Source organism: Sinorhizobium sp. RAC02 (assembly GCF_001713395.1).
Taxonomy (GTDB): domain Bacteria; phylum Pseudomonadota; class Alphaproteobacteria; order Rhizobiales; family Rhizobiaceae; genus Shinella.
In genome coordinates this window covers 2,696,197-2,717,025 of the sequence record NZ_CP016450.1, presented here as the reverse complement: position 1 = coordinate 2,717,025, position 20,829 = coordinate 2,696,197, and the positions used below count along the sequence as shown (strand labels likewise).

The window sequence follows — 20,829 nt, the reverse complement described above, 5'->3', positions numbered from 1 at the left end:
CAGCATCCTTTCGAAAAGGAGAGCCATACGTTCCTCACAGTCTAAAGATTGTCGCACAAGAGGCGGCAGCGGTCTTGCGCCAACTGCATACGAAAAATCACCCCAAGATCGCAGCGCGCTTCAGTAAGGCGCCTTGCCGAGCGTGCGAATGTAATCTTTGTTCGCCGCTTCGAGCCTTTCAAGAAAGCGTTCCGTATCGTCAAGCAAATGATAGAGGTCGAACGTATAGTCGGAGCGGTCCTGCAAGCCGGAAAAATAGGCGTAGTCCTGCGGAGGCAGCGGACGCACAACCCCCTCGAATACCTCAATTTCCTGGCCTTCGAGGAGTTTATGCCAGAACGGCGCGATAATGGAATGCGTGCGCACCGGCAGGGGCACGAAGCGAACGTTGGCGTGGCCTTGCATGCGCAGCGCCAAAGCGGTCTCGCCCCCTCTGCTGTACTCTGGATAGAGTAGTATCAGAGAAATATTGTTGGCTTTCGCCAACTGGGTACTGTCGCCATAGCGTGCGAGTGCCGAGGCGTATTTTTCGGAATTCTCCCATACCCCCAAGAGGGAACCGGGCAGATACTTGTTGAGTTGGTGCTCATCGTAAAACCGCTTGTCGAGGGTGGTGTACGCGGAGAATGCAAAGACGTTGAATTTTACCTTCGGAAAGCGTCTGGCGAGTTCATCCGCGAAAATGAACGCGCCGGTGCAGGATTTGCTCGTGCCGATGATGTTGACGACGGACAGACTGTGCCTGCGGATATGCTGACTGAGATACTCCGTATTTTCCTTGACGTGATCGAGATACCAATCCCCCTTCATTTGTATGTTGTTTCGCTGGAATCCACGAAACATATACTTGGAAAATCCGAGAAGGATGGTCACTTGGCGCGCGCCATCGATCCGGTTGAAGAGGATTTTCGGCTGGGTCTCGAATTTGGCCGCCTCGGCATTCCTGCGCATGCGCTGGGCGATTTTCTTGCGTAACTGGTCGATTCGCTTTTGCGATGCATCCGCGTCCGGCCGCAGGCGCAGATGCTGCTCAAAGCTCGCCAGAGCGTCCTGCAATAGACCTTGGTCCTGGTAGATCAAACCCAACTGAAAATGCGAGGCAATATGACCGCCACCGAGGGAGAGCGCATGGAGATGCGTGGCCTTGGCCAAATCGAGCTTCCCCTGCAGGCGCTGTGCGGTGCCGAGTTGCGCGTAGCGGGCGGCACTCGGCGATGGGGAATGTGTGATGGCGGCGGCAAAACAATCCTCCGCCTGCGCATAAGCCTTACGATTGAGAAAGGTCAGGCCCCGATGGTACCAGGCGGCGTAATTGTTTTCGCAGGCAACAATGGCTTCTTCAAAGCAGGTTTCCGCTTCCGCCATCTTACCCATTCGATAATAGGCCGAGCCGAGCGCGTAGTGAACTGCTGACAGCTTATAGGTGCTCGCCACCGGAGCCAGCGCGGCGACAACCGCGTCGTCATCCTTGTGGATATAGTAATTTTCAACCGCAGAGTTGATTCTCGACTTGTCCAGGACAGGCAAATCATAGGGCTCCCATTCAAAGGAGGACAAGCCTGAAATGTATTCGTAGAAGCAATCGAGGCGTCCCTCATTCTTCATATGGGCAAGCACATCATGCATGCAGCCCTTCAGCGGCCTATGGGCAACCCCCTCAATGTCCATGGCAGGAAGAGCCTGGTAGAGGTCCACGATATCTTCGGTCCCGTACCAGATCTCCACATCGGTCCGGGCATGACGCGCGGCGACGATTTTGTAGAGGTCCGCGTGCTTTACCGGCATTTTCGGGGCGTAGGGCAGTTGGGGGTGCAAGTGGAATTGCGGCGCGAAAGCCACGATTTTCCCCACACCCAGCCGGCATCCGAACGCCAGGGCTGCGTAGCCCCCCAGGAAGCCACCAGCCACGACGATGTTTTCCGGCGCGAAGCGGCTTGTATAGCGCTGCAGGACCTCTGCCAGCTGATCCGCATTCTTTGACAGGCCGGCGATCGGACCATTGTACGAGGTGCGCTTAGGGTCTCGCAGGATCAGCTTGTTGATTTTGCTACGCGCGAACAAGCCGAAATCTGCCTTCTGTGAACCTATGTCTCCAAAATAGACCAGAAGGCGGTCACTTTCGGGATTGGCTTCGAAGTGCAGAACATCCGGTTTGGCCTGCATATTAGCTCAAGCGCTCGAGCATATCCGCCTTGTTGACCTGCGTAATGGCCCACAAGCGTTCCTTTTGTTCTTGAATGTGGGCGCGCAGCCGGTCTTCGTGGGCGATGAAATAGTTCAATCGGTCGATCATGCTGGCAACGGTTTGCTGTCCCTGTGCGTTCGACCACGGCACCGCCGCACTGAAGGCCGCGTGCTGGAAGTACTCGATCCCCATCGGCCGGCGGATTTCGTTCGGCGACAGGAAAACGGTGGGGGTATTGAAGGCCATGAAGGGAAGGAATGAGTGCAGGCGTGCTCCGAACGCAAATCGATAGCCGTTGAAGCGGGCCGGCAGGCTTTGATAATCCATCCACACGTCTTGGAACTTCTTGTTGTGTTCGGACGAGGCGCCGAAACCTTCCGTGGCAACGATCTTCATGACTTTTTTGTCATGCGTGGTGCCGTCGCACAACTCCAGGACATAGGGGTTAATGTCCATCGGGTGGTTGTCGAGGAAATAAATCTTAAGGCCCTGGGCGTTGGCATATTCCTTGAAGCGCTTGAGCGGATGGTTGGCGACGTTCTCTTTCGTCAGCACCGCGTTCAGCGGAAAGTTTATGGCGATGCGATCGCTGGTTTCCGGCTTGATGTTGAAGAGACGGTCGAGGAAGACCGACGGGCAGGGCTGGAAGACGAACTTGTCGCTGTCCTCGCTGGCGCAGAACGACGAAAGGCGCAGAATGTCGCGCGTGCCGCGCAGATAGAGACGCGTGGCAAGATGGGCAAGCTTCGCGATGTTCTGTTCGCTGACACTTGAGAACGGCTTTGCATTCTTGTGCGCGTCGAAAGGCGTGTTCGTACCCGTGCCGAAGCAGAAGATCTTCTTGCCGGCTTTCTGCCACGCGTCCAAGGTCTTCGCATTCAAGTGCCGGATAACCAACTCGTCGGGAGCGGTATCGGCGCGGTAGGCGCCGGACAGGAGGCCGCCGGGGCCGATTACGACGTTGCCGGTCGGGCAACCCAGCTTGTCCGCGCGGATGTGGCGGTACTGCGTGTCCAGGCTATCCTTGAACAGGGCATTGAAGGTCTGATGAATGAGAACGTCACCGGCATTGGAGCACGGCCCGTATACCAGCAAGTCGACTGCAGTTTTTTTTGTCATAGTTTCACCAATGAGCGCAGCACCGCTGCTGTATCTGTTACGCAAATTGCTTCGCTGCCCGTGGAAGGACGGCGCTCTAAAGTAGCCAAGATCGCGACACATTCTGCGCTTGAATAGACGCTGTGCACGAGACCTTCTTCGATCATCTCTTCGTAGTTTTCAACACCGGTAACATCCCACACGATACTGGGGACGCCAAAGTAGTCCGCCTCCAGCACGACGGTCGATCCAGCTGTCATATGGACGTCAACGAGTGGGAGGAGGTGGCTGAGCACGACATTGTCGACTTCCGGGGAGATAACCACGTTGTCGCGCGCAAGCGCGCCGCGTGCCTTTGGCGAACGTCCTTTCGGGTGCTTTCGCAGCAGCCATAAATAGTCCGAAGGGCTTTGGGCGATCGTCGCTGACAGTATTTCCGGCACGGTATTCTGATGCTGGAGCGTCACAAGGATCACCTTCTTGTAGGCTGCGAGCTTGGCTTTGAACGCGTCACTGAGGGGCGCGCCGAGATCCTTCTGTCTGTCCATCCAGGGAAAACCGCCGATGATCGGCTGATGTTTTGCGCCGGGTATTGTTGTCGAAAGATGGTCGAAGTCACGTTTTCCCCATACGCAAAAATAGTCGGGGAGCATTTTGTACCCTTCCGCCGGCATTTCATCCCACCACTTGTAGAGTGGACCCCAGCCCGTCTGCGTGCCGTGCTGCAGGTCCACGCTCTTGATGCCAAGATCGGCAGCGGCCTGGCTCAGGGCAAGGTGAAACTCAAAACCCATGAAGAAAACGCATTTCGGGCGCATCCGCGTGAGGATCTGGTGGTAGATCTCGTATTGGTGGAAATGCCAGTCCACTATGTCGCTGACATCGTCGTCGCGAAACTGGATTGCCGGGAAGCTGGCTTGCAGTATTTCCACAAAATTTGGCGGCACGTCGAGCAACTGTATGTGCCCGACGCTGCGCAATTGGGGCGGCAGGATGTAGATGGGGGGGTGGACGCGATTCGTGTCCAGTAGACCGCGGCTCTTGAGAAGCTCGATCTTCTGTGCTGTGCCGACGGTGCGCGCCGCTTCGAAAACGGGGTCGGTAATGCGGTTGTAGATGCCTTCCGGTCCCGAAAACTGCTCGACGCCCCGTTGGTTGACGAAAAACAGGAAGTCGAGCGGGCTATTGGTCGCCAGTTCATCGATGGAGATGGCGCCGCACAACTCGCGATATTCCTTTTCCCATTCGGGCGGCAGCATGGGCTTCTGCGGATTGACCTTATTGTCCCGGCCTTCATAGATCGCCCGCAGGGTGCGCCAGAGCGCGAACCGGAAAACCGGCCAGATTTTTTCGCCGCGATACAGGATTTGATTTACGGGAAACAGGCGGGGGAAGGCAAGCAACTGCGCACGCAACGCTACGATATCAGCGGGAGTGCCCCCTCCCATTCCTATCGCCTTGCGCAAACGCCGAAAGTGCTTCTTAATCACTGATGGAATAAGAAATCCCATTTTCTTCAATGGATTAGCGCCTTTTCGTCGCCATTTGTCGATTTCTCTTTTAGGCAAGGCGTTCGATCAAGGCAAGCGCAGATTGATAACGGCGTGCTGAGCCGCACGATGTCTTCGTTTGCAGTCTTTTGTTGCAAGGCCGGCTCAAGGCGGTTGTATGCGTGTGTTGGGGGATTGACTTCAGAGAGCGAAATGCGATCAGTCACCAGAATCCGCCGTCTGACGGCGCAAACGCCTACCTTTGAAAATGTCCAGAAAACCGAAAATCCTATTCGTTATCTCTTATGACGCCTATGCGGACATCGCCGCCAGGCTCGCTCCCGTATTTTTATCAAAAGGGGCCAACGTCCAGTATCTTTTCCTGGAAAGGGATTCGGGGCGAGACATTGTCGTCAACGGCACGCTCACAAAAGCGCTGCGCAAGACCGGAGGGTTCTCCTATGCGTCTGACGGCAATCTTGCGGCCTCCGTGAGGGCAGCCGCTTGTGATGTGGTGTTTTTCTGCTGTTCCGGACGCCGAATCTGGAATGTGACGCGGGAATTCGAACATTCAGATGGCGATCGGCCGCTCTTCGTCAGCTGTTTTGCCGGCGTTACACTCTATCGGCAGGATGTCGGGTTTTCCCATCGGGTTGCCAGCGACATTGTCTTGTTCAATTCGAAGAACAACGTGAGGGACTACAAGAAGTTTTGCAAAAAGCACGGGGCGAGCGACGAAAACGCTTTCCTTCTCGGGTTTCCATCTCTGATGGGCGTTCAGCCACGTGCAGAGGTAAGTCCTTCGCTGCGCACGGTTCTCTTCATCGACCAGAACGTTGTTCCCTACAGCAAGGGGGACAGGACGGCCCTGTCCCGATTTTTGGTTGACTATGCACTCGCCTGGCCAGACAGGGAACTCATCGTGCAGTGCCGGGATCACAGTGGGCACAATTCTGCGCATCCCCCGAAATACCAGCTGCCGAAACTTCTTCTGTCCTCGAGCCCCGGGGGAATGCTGCCCAAGAACCTGGTGGTGAAATACGACGCGCCGCAGGAAGCTTTGGGTAGATGCGATCTGTGCCTGGGCTTTGCGAGCACGCTTCTGATAAACGCCGTCAGCCGAGGGATCCCGACAGCGATCATTGCTGATTTCGGTTGGAAGGCCTCCTTTGGCAATCTCCTGTTTCAGGGCAGCGGATTGGAGGCGACATTTGACGGCATACGCAACGATGTCCTGCCGGCCGGTCCGGATCCGGAGTGGCTGGACGCGAACATAAGCAAGCCCGAAGCCGCGCTTGACGATCTGTTCGAAATTTTCGTCAACGCCGCTGCCTATAAGCGCAGGCCGATCTTGAATGCGTGCTTTGCGGAAAAATACTGGAGCGGCTACAACATAAAGAGGCGTGTCCGGTTTTTCCTGAGAAAGGTGCGAAACTTGTTTGTGGGTGGGTGAAGACGCTCCGCTGCCCGGCAGAGGGTGCCTAACGACCACGAAGGCATATCGATAGGACGAAAGCCAGCAAGGAGGACGCGCGGTGACGGCAGGCAATTTTTCGCAAGGAACGTTTGTCGGGCGCGTCTGGCGGCCGGATGTACAGGGGCCGGCGGTCGTGGTTTTGCGTGACGGCAAGCTCTGCGACATAACCTCAAAGATCATACCCACCATGCGCGATCTTCTGGAGAACGATGACCCCGCGGCGGTCGCGCGCTCTGCGTCTTGCGACCCCCTGGATACGCTGGATGTCGCGCTGGAGGTTTCAGTCGAAGGCGCGGGCGATTTTTCCCGGCTTCATCTTCTGGCGCCCTGCGATCTCCAGGCCGTGAAGGCCTGTGGCGTCACTTTTGCGCGGTCGATGATCGAGCGGGTGATCGAGGAGAAGGCGGCGGGCAATCCGGCTGTGGCGGAGAAGGTGCGCGGTCGTGTCACCGCCATCATCGGCGACAGCCTGCGCGACCTGAAGGCGGGCTCGGAAGCGGCGGCCAGGGTCAAGGCGGCGCTGATCGAGGAAGGCGTCTGGTCGCAATATCTCGAAGTCGGCATCGGGCCGGATGCCGAGGTGTTTACGAAAGCACCGGTGCTCGCCTCGGTCGGATGGGGGGCTTCGGTCGGCCTGCATCCGATTTCGAAGTGGAACAACCCAGAGCCGGAAATCGTGCTGGCCGTCGACAGCAAGGGCCGCATCAAGGGCGCGACACTCGGCAATGATGTGAACCTGCGCGATGTCGAGGGCCGCTCGGCACTGTTGCTCGGCAAGGCGAAGGACAACAATGCCTCCTCCGCCATCGGTCCGTTCATTCGCCTGTTCGACGAGACCTATTCGATCGATGACGTGCGCAAGGCCGATCTCGACCTCTCGATCGAAGGGGAGGACGGCTTCCTGCTGAAGGGCCGCAGCACGATGCGTGAAATCAGCCGCGACCCGCTCGATCTCGTTTCCCAGACGATCGGCAAACACCACCAATATCCTGACGGTTTCATGCTGTTCATGGGCACGCTCTTTGCACCGGTCGAGGACCGCGATGCGCCGGGCCAGGGCTTTACCCACAAGACCGGCGACCGGGTCACCATCTCGAATGCCGAGTTGGGGGCGCTGGTCAACACGGTACGTCTCTCTACCAAATGCCCGCCCTGGACCTTCGGTATCGCCGCCTTGATGCGCAATCTCGCCTCCCGCGGGTTTCTCTAGGTCATGGGCGAGGGCAGCATGGACGAGACGAGCCGCAAGATCCTGCGGCTTTTGCAGAGCGAACCGGAGCTGACGGTCGCCCAGATCGGCGAGCGCGTGGGCCTCAGCCATACGCCGTGCTGGCGGCGCATCAAGGAGATGGAGCGGCTCGGCATCATCCGCGGTCGTATCATTGCGGTCGACCCGAAGCTCGTCGGCTTCGAGGTCTCGGTCTTCTGCTTCGTGCGGCTAAAACAGCATGACGAAGTGACGCTGCTCGAATTCGAGAAGGCGGTCAAGAACATGCCGGAAGTCGTGCAGTGCTACTCGATGACCGGCGAGCACGACTATGTGCTGCGCGTGCTGACCAGCAGTGTGCGCCAGTACGAGGAGATTTTGAAGAAGGCCCTGCTGCGCTTGCCGGGCGTCGGCTTCGTCAATTCGAGCTTCGCGCTCGATGAGCTGAAAAACACCCACCGCGTGCCGATCTGAGGCTCAGTAGGATAGCTTTGCGTCCACAGGCCCGCTTTGCGGATACCATCCCTAAATCGTGATGCTGCAAGGAGAAAATAAGGACCCGCTCCTCCCAATCCCGGCGTAGGCTCCTAGATATGGAGGATGGCTTTCGTGGAGGAGGGCCATCGAGGAGGAAGTCATGCTGAAGCAGAGCTTTTCTCTCGAGGACAAGTATACGGCGGAGGAGGGAAGGGTCTTCCTTTCCGGCATCCAGGCACTCGTGCGCCTGCCCATCGTTCAGATGCGGCGCGACCGTGCCGCGGGGCTGAACACTGCTGCATTCATCTCGGGTTATCGTGGGTCGCCGCTCGGCAATTACGACCAGCAGCTGGCGAAAGCCGGCAAACATCTGGCGGCGCACGACATCGTGTTCCGGCCGGGGGTGAACGAGGATCTGGCGGCCGCCGCCGTCTGGGGCACGCAGCAGCTTCATCTGTCGCCCGGCGCACGCAAAGACGGCGTCGCGGGTTACTGGTACGGCAAGGGGCCGGGTGTCGATCGCTGTGGCGACGTCTTCAAACACGCCAATGCCGCCGGTACCTCGAAACAGGGCGGCGTGCTGTGTTTTGCCGGCGACGATCACTCGGCAAAGTCGTCGTCCATCCCGCACCAGTCCGACCATGCCTTCATGTCGGCGCTGATGCCGGTGCTCTATCCGTCATCCATCCACGAGTTCGTCGAATATGGGCTGCTTGGCACCGCCATGTCGCGCTATTCCGGCTGCTGGGTCGGCATGAAGTTCATCTCCGACACGGTCGAGACCACTGCCTCGGTCGATCTTGCGGGCGAGCGCCGGCAGTTCGTCTTGCCCGAAGATTTCGAGTTACCGCCGGGCGGCCTCAGCCTGCGTTGGCCGGATCCGCCGCTGCCACAGGACGAACGGCTGCAGACCTACAAGGGCTATGCAGCCATCGCCTTTGCCCGCGCCAACAAGGTGGATGAGGTGACGCATGATGTGCCACGCGCCCGCTTCGGCATCATCGCATCCGGCAAGGCCTATGAGGATGTGCTCCAGGCGCTGAAGGAGCTTTCGCTTGGCCCGGCCGAGATGGCCGAGATCGGCATGCGTATCTACAAGGTCCGCATGCCCTGGCCGCTGGAACCGGAAGGCGTGCGCGAATTTTCGCAAGGACTCGAAGAGGTGCTCGTGGTGGAGGAGCGCCGCGAGATCATCGAAAACCAGATCAAGCAGCAACTGTTCAACTGGCATCACGGCGAACGACCCCGCATCATCGGCAAGTTCGACCATGAAGACCATCCCTTCCTACCCCTGTCGCAGGCGCTGACGGTCGGCGTGGTCGCCCGCGCCATCGCCGCCCGCCTGCTGCATTTCGAATTCGATGCCGGCCTGAAGACGGTGATCGCCGACGAACTCGCCTACCTGCTGGAGCGCGAAAAGATCCGCAAGGCGCATGCCGCGCCCATCGAGCGCGTGCCCTATTTCTGCTCGGGCTGTCCGCACAACACCTCCACCAAGGTGCCGGAGGGAAGCCGTGCGGCGGCCGGCATCGGCTGCCATTACATGGTGCAGTGGATGGATCGCGAGACGACGACCTTCACGCATATGGGCGCCGAGGGCGTGCCGTGGTCGGGCATCGCGCCGTTTACCGATGAAAAGCACATGTTCGTCAATCTCGGCGACGGCACCTATTACCATTCCGGCATCCTGGCGATCCGCCAGTCGGTCGCAGCCGGTGTCAACATCACCTACAAGCTGCTCTACAACGACGCGGTTGCCATGACCGGCGGGCAAACGGTCGACGGGCCCATCAGCCCCGAGGCGGTGACGCGCCAGCTGCATGACGAGGGCGTCGGGCCGATCTACCTCGTTTCCGACCATCCCGAAGTCTATTCGCCGTCCATGCTGGCACCGGGTGTCATCATTCGCCACCGTGACGAGATGGACCGGGTGATGCGCGACATAAGGGACGTGACCGGCTGCTCGGCCATCGTCTATGTGCAGACCTGTGCGGCAGAAAAGCGCCGCCGCCGTTCGCGCGGCCTTATGGAAGACCCGCCGGTCCGCCTGATGGTCAATCCGGCGGTCTGCGAAGGCTGCGGCGACTGTTCCACCCAGTCGAACTGCGTCTCCGTCGAACCGCTCGATACGGAATTTGGCCGCAAACGCAAGATCAACCAGTCGACCTGCAACAAGGACTATTCCTGCCTCAAGGGTTTCTGTCCGTCCTTCGTGACGGTGGAGGGCGGCCGCCTGCGCAAGACGGCACGCTCGAACCCGGACCTCACAGGCATTCCGGAACCCGAGATCGTCAGGATTGGCGACCGTTCCTACAACATCGCCATCGCCGGCATTGGAGGCACGGGCATCCTCACGATCAGCGCCATCCTCGGCATGGCTGCCCATCTCGACGGCAAGTCGCCGATGATCCTCGATATGGCAGGCCTCGCCCAGAAGGGGGGCGCCGTGATGAGCCACCTGCGCATTGGTCTCAAAGATCAGGACGTATCCTCGCCGCGCATCATCACCGGCGGTGCGGACCTGCTGATTGCCGCCGACGACGTGGTGGCCTCCTCCAAGGATGCCGTGACGCTCTGCGACCACCACCGCACGACGGGCGTGATCAACACCAGGCTGACACCGGTCGCCGATTTCGTGCGCAAGCGGGACTTCGACTTCCGCCGGCGCGACGTCGAGAACACGGTGCGCGCCGCATTGCGGGCGCCGTCGCACCTGCTCGATTTCACCACGGTCGCCGAAAAGGTTGCCGGCAATGCCATGGCGACGAACATCCTGATGACCGGTTTCGCCTGGCAGAAGGGTTTGATTCCGCTCACCCGCCAGGCGATCGAACAGGCGATCGTGCTGAACGGGGTGGCGGTCGACGCCACGCTCTCCGCCTTCGGCTGGGGCCGGCTGATTGCCGCCGATCCCGCCCGCGCCGAGCGCCTGCTGGAGCCGGGCAAACGGACCGCGACACTGGAGACCATGGCAACGGAAGAGCTGATCGCGCACCGTATGACGCACCTCACGGCCTACCAGAACGCTGCCCTCGCCAGCCGCTACAAGGCGCTGGTGGACCGCGTACGGGAAGCCGAAAAGGCGTTTGTGCCGGATGACCGGCTGACGCGAGCGGTTGCGCATGTCTATGCCCAGCTTCTCGCCTACAAGGACGAATATGAGGTGGCGCGGCTCTTCACCGATCCGGCCTTCAAGGCGGGGCTTTCCGAGCAGTTCGAGGGCAATTACCGCATCGCCTTCAACCTCGCGCCGCCGTTCCTGCAGGGTGAAGATGCGAACGGCCGGCCGCGCAAGCGCCGCTTCGGCCGCTGGATGCTGCCGGCCTTCGGTGTACTCGCCGGCCTCAAGGGCCTGCGCGGCACGGCCCTCGACCCGTTCGGCCGCACCACGGAGCGCCGCATGGAGCGCCAGCTCATCACCGACTATGCGGCGCTGGTCGAGCATGTGCTGAAAAACCTCTGTCGTGAAAACCTCGATGCGGCCGTTGCGCTTGCCTCGCTTTACGGCGAGATTCGCGGATACGGGCCGGTGAAGGAGGATGCCGCGAAGCGGGTGAAGGCGCGTGAAGCGGAAATGCGCGTGGCCTTCGACAGGACGGAACGACAGAAGACGGCCGCCTGAGGCGGCGACAAGGGGAGGATGGACATGTACGACGCCGGCATGAGCTTCGGGCTCGGGGAAGACATAGAGGCGCTGCGCGAAAGCGTGCGGCGGTTCGCGACGGACCGTATCGCGCCGCAGGCGGCCGAGATCGACCGCACGAACAACTTTCCCATGCCGCTCTGGCGGGAGATGGGCGACCTCGGCCTGCTCGGCATTACCGCGCCGGAATCCTATGGCGGCTCGGGCATGGGCTATCTTGCGCACTGCGTGGCGATGGAGGAGATCAGCCGCGCCTCCGCCTCGGTGGGCCTGAGCTACGGCGCCCATTCCAACCTCTGCGTCAACCAGATCATCCGCAACGCGACATCCGAGCAGCGCCAGAAATACCTGCCAAAACTGATCTCCGGCGACCATGTCGGCGCGCTCGCCATGTCCGAGCCGGGTGCTGGCTCCGACGTCGTCTCGATGAAGCTGCGTGCCGAAAAGCGCGGTGACCGCTATGTGCTGAACGGCAACAAGATGTGGATCACCAACGGGCCGGATGCGGATGTGCTGGTGGTCTATGCCAAGACCGATCCCGAGGCGGGTTCGCGCGGCATCACCGCCTTCCTGATCGAAAAGGGTTTTGCCGGCTTCTCGACCGCCCAGAAACTCGACAAGCTCGGCATGCGCGGCTCCAATACCTGCGAACTGGTTTTTGTCGACTGCGAGGTGCCGGAGGAGAACGTGATGGGCACGGTCGGCCGCGGCGTCAACGTGCTGATGTCCGGCCTCGATTATGAGCGCGTCGTGCTCTCCGGCGGTCCACTCGGCATCATGGCCGCCTGCCTCGACGTGGTCGTACCCTACATCCACGAGCGAAAGCAGTTCGGCCAGTCGATCGGCGAGTTCCAGCTGATGCAGGGCAAGGTCGCCGACATGTATGTCGCGCTCAATGCCTGCCGTGCCTATGTCTACGCCGTCGCCAGCGCCTGCGACCGCGGCGAGACGACCCGCAAGGACGCCGCCGGCTGTATCCTCTACTCCGCCGAGATGGCGACGAAACTGGCGCTCGAGGCCATCCAGTCGCTGGGCGGCAACGGCTATATCAACGACTACCCGACCGGCCGCCTGCTGCGCGACGCCAAGCTCTACGAGATCGGTGCGGGCACATCCGAAATCCGCCGCATGCTGATCGGCCGCGAAATCTTTCAGGAGACGCTGTAATGCCGGTCATCCCCTCGGCCGTGAACACCCGCAGCGAAACCTTCGAGACGAACCGCAAGGTCATGCTCGATGCGCTGAGGCTTGTGGAAGAGGCCGCAGGCGCGGCCATGGATGGCGGCGGCGCGAAAGCGCGGGAGCGCCATGTCGCGCGTGGAAAGCTGCTGCCGCGCGACCGCGTGGCGCAATTGCTCGATCCCGGTTCCCCATTCCTCGAAATCGGCCTCACCGCCGGCCACGGCCTCTATGACGGTGCCTCGCCTTCCGGCGGCATGATCGCCGGCATCGGCCGCGTCTCCGGCCGCGAATGCATGATCGTCTGCAACGACGCCACGGTGAAAGGCGGCACCTACTACCCGATCACCGTGAAGAAGCATCTGCGCGCGCAAGAGATTGCTGCGGAAAACCGGCTACCCTGCATCTACCTCGTTGATTCCGGTGGCGCCAACCTGCCGAACCAGGACGAGGTCTTTCCCGATCGCGATCATTTCGGCCGCATCTTCTACAATCAGGCCCAGATGTCCGCCGCCGGCATTCCGCAGGTCGCCGTCGTGATGGGCAGTTGCACGGCGGGCGGCGCCTATGTTCCGGCGATGAGCGACGAGACGGTCATCGTCGAGAATCAGGGCACGATCTTCCTCGCCGGCCCGCCGCTGGTGAAGGCCGCGACGGGCGAGGTGGTGACGGCCGAGGATCTGGGTGGTGGCGACGTGCACACCCGCCTTTCCGGCGTCGCCGACCATTTGGCGCGCGATGACCGGCATGCCTTGTCGATTGCCCGGCAGATCGCCGCGAACCTCAATACGCGTAAGCCGGAAGTTACGAAGTCCGGCAATGGCGATGCACCGCTCTACGACCCGGAAGAGCTGCTCGGCATCGTGCCGGCCGATACGCGCACGCCCTATGATGTGCGCGAAGTGATCGCCCGCGTGGTCGATGGCTCGCGCTTCGACGAGTTCAAGGCCCGGTTCGGCACCACGCTGGTCTGCGGCTTCGCCGCCCTGCACGGCCTTTCCGTCGGCATTATCGCCAACAATGGCGTGCTGTTCTCCGAAGCCGCGCTGAAAGGTGCGCATTTCATCGAGCTCTGCGCCCAGCGTGGTATCCCGCTGGTCTTCCTGCAAAACATCACCGGCTTCATGGTCGGCCGCAAATATGAGGCGGAAGGCATCGCCAAGAACGGTGCCAAGCTCGTCACGGCGGTCGCGACCGCAAATGTGCCGAAGCTCACCGTGCTGATCGGCGGCTCCTATGGTGCCGGCAACTACGGCATGTGCGGCCGGGCCTATTCGCCGCGTTTCCTCTGGACCTGGCCGAACAGCCGCATCGCCGTGATGGGCGGTGAGCAGGCGGCCGGCGTGCTGGCGACCGTCAAGCGCGAGGGCATCGAGCGCACCGGCGGCAGCTGGAGCGCCGAGGAGGAAGCCGCCTTCAAGCAGCCGACCATCGACATGTTCGCCCGCCAGAGCCACCCGCTCTATGCCTCGGCCCGGCTCTGGGACGACGGTATCGTCGATCCGCGCAAGACACGCGATGTGCTGGCGCTCTCGCTCTCGGCGGCGCTCAACGCGCCGATCGAGCCCACCCGTTTCGGCATTTTCCGAATGTAGAGGAGGCAAGTCCATGAAGCGCGAAACAGTCAATGCCAAGAACGCCCCCGCCCCGCGGGGCGGCTATTCGCAGGCCGTGAAGATCGAGGATTTCAAGACGCTGCTGTTCATCAGCGGCCAAATCCCCGTCTCGGACGACGACAAGGTGCCCGAGGGCTTCGAGGACCAGGCGCGGCTCGTCTGGCGCAACATCGACGCTCAGCTGAAAGCTGCCGGGATGTCGAAGGCCGATCTCGTCAAGGTCACGACATTTCTTGCCGACCGGCATCACACTCTGGCCAATCGCGAGATCCGCAGCGAATATCTCGGCGGCGTCGCGCCGGCCATGAGTGTCGTCATCGCCTCGATCTTCGACGAAAAATGGTTGCTCGAAGTCGAAGCGATCGCCGCACAATAGAAAGCCGAAACGCGCATGTTCAGGAAAATCCTCATCGCCAATCGCGGCGAAATCGCCTGCCGCGTCATCCGCACCGCCAGGCGTCTGGGTGTCGCGACGGTCGCCGTCTATTCCGATGCCGACCGTGAGGCGCTGCATGTCGAAATGGCCGACGAGGCCATTCGCATCGGCCCTGCGGAAGCGGCAAAGAGCTACCTGAACATCCCGGCAATCCTCGAGGCGGCAAAGGCGAGCGGGGCGGAGGCGGTGCATCCCGGCTATGGTTTCCTGTCGGAAAACCCCGCTTTCGTGGAGGCGGTGGAAGCCGCCGGGCTCGTCTTCATCGGCCCCTCGGCAAGCGCCATCCGTGCCATGGGTCTCAAGGATGCGGCAAAGGCGCTGATGGAGAAGGCGGGCGTGCCCGTGGTGCCCGGCTATCACGGCGAGAAGCAGGATGCCGTTTTCCTTGCCGGTGAGGCGGATGCCATCGGTTACCCCGTGCTGATCAAGGCGCGCGCCGGCGGCGGTGGCAAGGGCATGCGGCGGGTGGAGCGGCCTGCCGATTTTGCCGTGGCGCTGGAAAGCGCCCGCCGCGAAGCCGAAAGCGCCTTCGGCGACGGGCGGGTGCTCGTCGAAAAATACATGGCCAAGCCCCGCCACATCGAAGTGCAGGTTTTTGGCGATAATCACGGCAATGTCGTGCATCTCTTCGAGCGCGACTGCTCCCTCCAGCGCCGGCACCAGAAGGTCATCGAAGAGGCGCCCGCTCCCGGCATGACGGCGGAAATGCGCGCGGCGATGGGGGCGGCTGCGGTGCGGGCGGCTGCGGCGATCGGCTATAGCGGTGCCGGTACGGTCGAGTTCATTGCCGACGTTTCGGAAGGCTTGCGGCAGGACCGCTTCCATTTCATGGAAATGAACACGCGCCTTCAGGTCGAGCATCCCGTGACGGAGGCGATCACCGGCCTCGATCTCGTCGAATGGCAGCTGCGCGTCGCCGCCGGCGAGCCCTTGCCGAAACGGCAGGAGGACTTTGCCATCAATGGCTGGGCCTTCGAAGCGCGGCTCTATGCGGAAAACCCGGCGCGCGATTTCCTGCCGGCGACCGGCCGCCTCTCCGTTTTCGACCTGCCGGACGGTGCCCGCATCGATTCCGGCGTGCGGGCCGGTGATCTCATCACGCCCTTCTACGACCCGATGATCGCCAAGGTCATCACCCAGGGCAGCACCCGCGCGGAAGCTCTGGCGAAACTGGAAACGGCGCTGGAACAATGCCGCGTTGGTGGCGTGACGACAAATGCCGGCTTCCTCGCCCGCCTGTGCCGTCTGCCGGCCTTTGCCGCCGGTGATGTCGATACCGGGGTGATCGGCCGGGCGGGCGAAGGGCTGCTGGCTGAACCCGATGCCCCCGAGGAGGCTTTTGCACTGGCTGCCCTTTCGGCGCTCGGTTTACTCGCCGCACCGGCCGATCCGGACCCGTGGGCCGATATCCGTGGTTTCCGCTTGTGGGGCGAGGCCGCACAGACGGTTTTTCTGGATCACGGCGGCGCGGAACATGCCCTGCGCGTCACGACGCTCGGCCAGGATCGCTTCCGCATCGAACGCAACGACCTAGCAACGAATATCCGAATTCGATCGTCGAACGGCCGTTCCTTGCAAGTGGACCTTGATGGCCATGTGCTGCCGGCAAGGGTGCACAGCGACCGCGCCGACATCGTCGTCTTCTTCGCCGGCCATAGCCATGCCTTCGCACGCGCGGAAGAGGCAAGCCACCATGGCGAGACGGCTGCCGGCGGTGACCGGCTCTCTGCGCCGATGCCCGGCCTGGTTCGCATCGTCTCGGCGGAACCGGGTGCACGCGTGACGAAGGGCGATCCGCTCGTCACCATGGAGGCGATGAAGATGGAACTGGTGCTGGCGGCCCCCCGTGACGGCGTGGTGGCCGCTGTGCCCGTCGCAGTCGGCGACCAAGTGGCCGAGGGCGCGCTTTTGCTCTCGCTGGAGTCCGAGGAGGCGGCATGAGCCGACACATCGAAATCGTCGAGATGGCCGCCCGCGACGGCTTGCAGAATGAGAAGGCGATCATCCCGTCCGCCGATAAGATCGCGCTGATCGACGTGTTGTCGGATTGTGGCTTCAGGCGTATCGAGGCGACGAGTTTCGTCAGCCCGAAATGGGTGCCGCAGCTTGCCGACGGGGCGCAGGTCATGGCGGGCATCAAGCGCCGGGCCGGCATTTCGTATGCGGCGCTGGTGCCCAACATGAAGGGCTACGAGGCGGCGAAGGCGGCAGGTGTCGACGAGGTTGCAGTCTTCCTCTCGGCCTCCGAAGGTTTTTCGCGCGCCAATCTCAACTGCTCGATTGCCGAAAGCATCGAGCGCGCCCGGCCGGTCGCGGAGGCCGCGAAGGCTGATGGCATTCCGTTGCGTGGCTATGTCAGCTGCGTCGTGCAATGCCCCTATGACGGCCCGGTCAAGCCCCGCGCTGTGGCAGCGGTGACGGAACAGTTGCTGCGCCTCGGCTGCCATGAGGTAAGCCTTGGCGACACGATCGGCCGTGCACGGCCAAACGAGGTCGCGGCCATGCTGGACGGGGTGCTCGCCGTCGCCGCCCCGGAAAATCTTGCCGGCCATTTCCACGATACGAGCGGATTGGCGCTCGACAATATTCGCGTTGCGCTCGATCATGGGCTGTCCGTCTTCGATGCCTCGGTCGGCGGGCTTGGCGGCTGCCCCTATGCGCCCGGTGCGCGCGGCAATGTGGATACGCTTGTCGTCGCCGATATGCTTGCGGTGGAAGGCTACGAGACGGGGCTCGTCCGGGACAAGCTGGCGGCGGCTGCGGCCTTTGCGCGGAAGATCACTGGCAAGGGCGATTCCGGGAAAAATGGTTAGCTGTGTGCGATAGCGCTAGAGGAGGAGGTAGTCATGAATTTCGAGACCATTTCCGTATCCGTCGACCGGCGCGGTGTAGCGGCCCTGACGCTGCGCCGCCATGCGCAGCACAATGCGCTGTCCGGCCTGATGATCCGCGAACTGACCGCCGTTGCCGGCCTGCTCGGCGATGATAGGGCGGTGCGCGTGGTCGTGCTGAGCGGCGAGGGCGAGAGTTTTTGCGCGGGCGGCGACCTCAACTGGATGAAGGAGCAGATCACTGCCACCCGTGAGGAGCGCATCGCGGAAGCGCGCCGGCTGGCCTTGATGCTGAAGGCGCTGCGCGATCTGAAAAAGCCGCTGGTCGCCCGCGTCAACGGCCAGGCCTATGGCGGCGGCGTTGGCCTCATCAGTGTCTGCGATGCGGCGATTGCCGTGGAAGGCGCCCGCTTCGGCTTGACGGAAACCCGCCTCGGCCTCATTCCGGCAACGATCAGCCCCTATGTCGCCGCCCGCATCGGTCCCGCGGCCTTCCTGCGGTTCGCCACCTCCGCCCGCCTGTTCGATGCGCCGACGGCCCGCGACATCGGCCTGGTCAGCGGCATCGTCGCGGCTGACGGGCTGGATACGGCGATCGAGGCAGAGATTGCGCCCTACTTCACGGCGTCGCCAGAGGCCGTTGCCGCGGCCAAGGCGCTCGCCCATGCACTCGCCCTGCCGATCGACGACAAACTGATCGAGATGACGCTGACGCGGCTTGCCGATACCTGGGAAACGCCTGCGGCGGCGGAAGGTATTGCGGCGTTTCTGGAGAAACGCAAGCCGGGCTGGGTGCCGGCGGATTCCGGCAAATGATCGCGGCAACGCGGGTGCTGTTTGGAATTCTGCCTCTCAGCGAACCCTCTGCCCTCAAGTGAGGGCGGTCTCCTGCGGAATGAGACCGTTGAGGGGAAGTCCCCTTCTCCCCCGCGGGGAGAAGGTCGCGGCAGCGGGATGAGGGGGATGCCGCAGGCAAACCCCTTCCACATGCCTAGCCCCCTCATCCGACCCTTCGGGCCACCTTCTCCCCGCTGGGGAGAAGGGAATACGACTCACGTCGCCAATTCCATCGCTATGGTGAAGGCGGCAGGCTGTATTACTCGATAAACACCCGCACACTCGCCGCCCTTCCGGCGGCATCGATCACCGTGAGTGTCGAGAAGCCCGCACCTTCCGGCATCCATTGTGTGGTGCGCCGGCGCGAGGCATCCGGCAGTACCTTCCCGTTGGCAAGCCAGCGGAAGGGGGCGCGGCCGCCCTGGAGCTTCAGAACGAGGGGCGAGAGGTCAGCGCCTGTCGTCGCGCCGAGTTCGACATGGGCGCCTTCCGGCGGATAGATGATTTCCGGTGCCGGCTCGCGCGCCGCGGTGGCGACGAGGCCGTTGGCGGTGATCGCGAAGCGGCGCAGGCTCGCCGGCAGCTCCGATTGTGCGATCCGTACCGCGCCGGCCGGGGCGCGCGGCAGCGCGGTGATGGCAACGCCGGAGCGTGCGAAGGCCTCGAAGAGGATGGGGGCTGCGGCACCATATCCGGTCAGGCCGGGCACGGCGCCATTGTCGGCACGGCCGACCCAGACGCCGAGCACATGGCGGCCGTCATAGCCGACGGACCAGGCATCGCGGTAGCCGTAGCTGGTGCCGGTCTTGTAGGCGATGCCGAGGCGGCGGCTGCCGGTCGGTGGCGTGACGGCGGAGAGCACGTCGGAGACCTGCCAGACGGCGACGGGGTCGAGCAGCGGTTCGCCCTCGATCTGCGCGGCCGCGCGGGAAATGCCGTCCCCAAGGCGGACGGGCATGCCGCGGTTGGCGAGGGCCGCATAGAGCTGGGTAAGATCGCGCAGCGTGATGCCGAGACCGCCAAGCCCGATGGCGAGACCGGGTGTCTCGCCCGGCGGCAGCACGGCCTGCACCTCGGCGCGGCGGAAGCGCACCATCAGTCGCGTCGGGCCGACGGCTTCGAGCAGGCGCACGGCGGGCACGTTCAGCGAAAGCTGCAGCGCCTTGCGTACGCTGACGTCACCCTGGTAGGTCATGTCGAAATTGCGCGGGCGATAGCCGGAAAAATCGGAAGGTCGATCCTCGACGATGGTTTCCTGCGCGACCAGCCCCTCCTCGAAGGCGAGGCCGTAGATGAAGGGTTTGAGCGCCGAACCGGGCGAACGACGGATGCGCGTCATGTCGATCCAGCCGGCGCGGCTGCCGTCGAAATAATCCGCCGAGCCGACCTCGCCAAGAATTTCGCCGGTGCGGGCATCGGCCATCACCATGGCGATGGAGATTTTCGGGCCAAGCCGTTCTGCTGCCTCGCGCGCGACGGTTTCGAGACCGTCCTGCACGGTGCGGTCAAGCGATGTCTCGTGCTTGATCGCCTTCGGGTCCTTGCGCAGCGCCAGCTCGGAAAGATGGGCGGCGTACGATGGGAGCTGGCGGCGGCGATCCGGTACAGCTTCGGCAGACGCGCGTTCGGCCTCGCCTTCGCCGATGATCTCGGAGACAGCAAGACGATTCAGCACGCGCTCGCGGGCCTTTTCCGCAACGGCGCGGTGCCGGTCCGGCCGGCGCTTTTCGGGAAGCTGCGGCAGGGCAACAAGCAAAGCGGCTTCGGCGACGGTGAGCCGCTTCGGTTCCTTGCCGAACCAGGCGAGGCTTGCCGCGCGTACGCCCTCCAAGTTGCCGCCATAGGGGGCGAGCGTCAGGTAGAGATCGAGGATCTCAGCCTTGGAAAGTCGCCGTTCGAGCTGGATGGCGCGCGCCATCTGGCGCAGTTTCGCCAGCATCGAGCGGTTTTCGCGCGGCTCGATCAGCCGGGCGACCTGCATGGAGAGCGTGGAAGCGCCCGAGACGATGCGGCCATTGGTGACGAACTGGCCGGCGGCGCGCAACAGCGCCAGTGGGTCGATGCCGGCATGCTCGCGGAAGCGCCGGTCCTCATAGGCAACGAGCATGCGGATGAATTGCGGATCGACATCGGCGGCCGTGGTTTTCAGCCGCCAGAGGCCATCCGGTGTCGCGAAGGCACGCAGCAGGCGGCCGTCGCGGTCGAGCACTTCTTTGGAGACGGTCTCCGCCACCGCAGCCGGCGGCGGATAGGCCTTGTCCGCATAGTCGAGCCCGAAGGCGAGGGCGGCGATAACTGCCGCCCCGCCGAGGGAGCCTATGAGGAGCTTGCGCCAGAGCGCCATCGATCGGAT

At 62.4% G+C, this 20,829-nt stretch carries 14 protein-coding genes; 10 read left to right on the top strand and 4 right to left on the bottom strand.

Translation table 11 applies throughout. The features are described 5' to 3' along the window. Positions 1–120: 120 nt before the first annotated feature. The 3 genes from BSY16_RS13035 to BSY16_RS13025 are packed head-to-tail and all read right to left on the bottom strand — an operon-like array spanning position 121 to position 4,803. A complete protein-coding gene (locus BSY16_RS13035; protein ID WP_069060056.1) occupies positions 121–2,163 on the bottom strand; it encodes a tetratricopeptide repeat protein in 2,043 nt (680 codons plus the stop codon). A gap of 1 nt (position 2,164) precedes the next feature. Further along, positions 2,165–3,304: a polysaccharide pyruvyl transferase family protein gene (locus BSY16_RS13030; protein ID WP_069060055.1), complete on the bottom strand. Its 1,140-nt coding sequence runs from the start codon at positions 3,302–3,304 to the stop codon at positions 2,165–2,167. Further along, complete coding sequence (locus BSY16_RS13025) at positions 3,301–4,803, bottom strand: hypothetical protein (RefSeq protein WP_150129956.1); 1,503 nt, start codon at positions 4,801–4,803, stop codon at positions 3,301–3,303. The genes BSY16_RS13030 and BSY16_RS13025 overlap by 4 nt, the downstream gene beginning before the upstream one ends. Before the next feature lie 238 nt (positions 4,804–5,041). Between BSY16_RS13025 and BSY16_RS13020 the strand changes: the two genes are divergently transcribed. The 10 genes from BSY16_RS13020 (at position 5,042) to BSY16_RS12975 (ending at position 18,455) form a co-directional block, all read left to right on the top strand. Next, the gene (locus BSY16_RS13020) at positions 5,042–6,226 is read left to right on the top strand and encodes a DUF6716 putative glycosyltransferase (protein ID WP_069060053.1); all 1,185 of its coding nucleotides are present in this window, start codon (positions 5,042–5,044) and stop codon (positions 6,224–6,226) included. 82 nt (positions 6,227–6,308) lie between these two features. After that, entirely contained in the window at positions 6,309–7,460 is a 1,152-nt protein-coding gene (locus BSY16_RS13015; protein WP_069060052.1) for a fumarylacetoacetate hydrolase family protein, read from the top strand. Positions 7,461–7,478: 18 nt separating this feature from the next. Further along, positions 7,479–7,931: an Lrp/AsnC family transcriptional regulator gene (locus tag BSY16_RS13010; RefSeq protein ID WP_069060051.1), complete on the top strand. Its 453-nt coding sequence runs from the start codon at positions 7,479–7,481 to the stop codon at positions 7,929–7,931. 163 nt (positions 7,932–8,094) lie between these two features. Beyond that, complete coding sequence (locus BSY16_RS13005; RefSeq protein WP_069060050.1) at positions 8,095–11,556, top strand: indolepyruvate ferredoxin oxidoreductase family protein; 3,462 nt, start codon at positions 8,095–8,097, stop codon at positions 11,554–11,556. Positions 11,557–11,595: 39 nt separating this feature from the next. Next, positions 11,596–12,744 carry an isovaleryl-CoA dehydrogenase gene (locus tag BSY16_RS13000; protein ID WP_171902450.1) on the top strand — a complete coding sequence of 383 codons (1,149 nt, stop codon included), beginning with the start codon at positions 11,596–11,598 and terminating at the stop codon, positions 12,742–12,744. Then, positions 12,744–14,351, top strand: coding sequence for a carboxyl transferase domain-containing protein (locus BSY16_RS12995; RefSeq protein ID WP_069060048.1), 1,608 nt, complete (start codon positions 12,744–12,746; stop codon positions 14,349–14,351). The genes BSY16_RS13000 and BSY16_RS12995 overlap by 1 nt, the downstream gene beginning before the upstream one ends. Before the next feature lie 13 nt (positions 14,352–14,364). Next, on the top strand, positions 14,365–14,748 hold the full coding sequence (locus tag BSY16_RS12990; protein WP_069060047.1) for a RidA family protein: 384 nt from the start codon (positions 14,365–14,367) through the stop codon (positions 14,746–14,748). A gap of 15 nt (positions 14,749–14,763) precedes the next feature. After that, positions 14,764–16,749, top strand: a complete 1,986-nt coding sequence (locus BSY16_RS12985; RefSeq protein ID WP_069060046.1) for an acetyl/propionyl/methylcrotonyl-CoA carboxylase subunit alpha — start codon at positions 14,764–14,766, stop codon at positions 16,747–16,749. Continuing rightward, entirely contained in the window at positions 16,746–17,621 is an 876-nt protein-coding gene (locus BSY16_RS12980) for a hydroxymethylglutaryl-CoA lyase (protein WP_069060045.1), read from the top strand. Before BSY16_RS12985 ends, BSY16_RS12980 begins: the two co-directional genes overlap by 4 nt. A 33-nt stretch (positions 17,622–17,654) precedes the next feature. Beyond that, positions 17,655–18,455 carry a crotonase/enoyl-CoA hydratase family protein gene (locus tag BSY16_RS12975; protein ID WP_069060044.1) on the top strand — a complete coding sequence of 267 codons (801 nt, stop codon included), beginning with the start codon at positions 17,655–17,657 and terminating at the stop codon, positions 18,453–18,455. Positions 18,456–18,735: 280 nt separating this feature from the next. Here BSY16_RS12975 and pbpC read toward each other — a convergent pair whose 3' ends face one another. Then, positions 18,736–20,820, bottom strand: a complete 2,085-nt coding sequence (gene pbpC / locus BSY16_RS12970; RefSeq protein WP_069060043.1) for a penicillin-binding protein 1C — start codon at positions 20,818–20,820, stop codon at positions 18,736–18,738. Positions 20,821–20,829 lie beyond the last annotated feature (9 nt).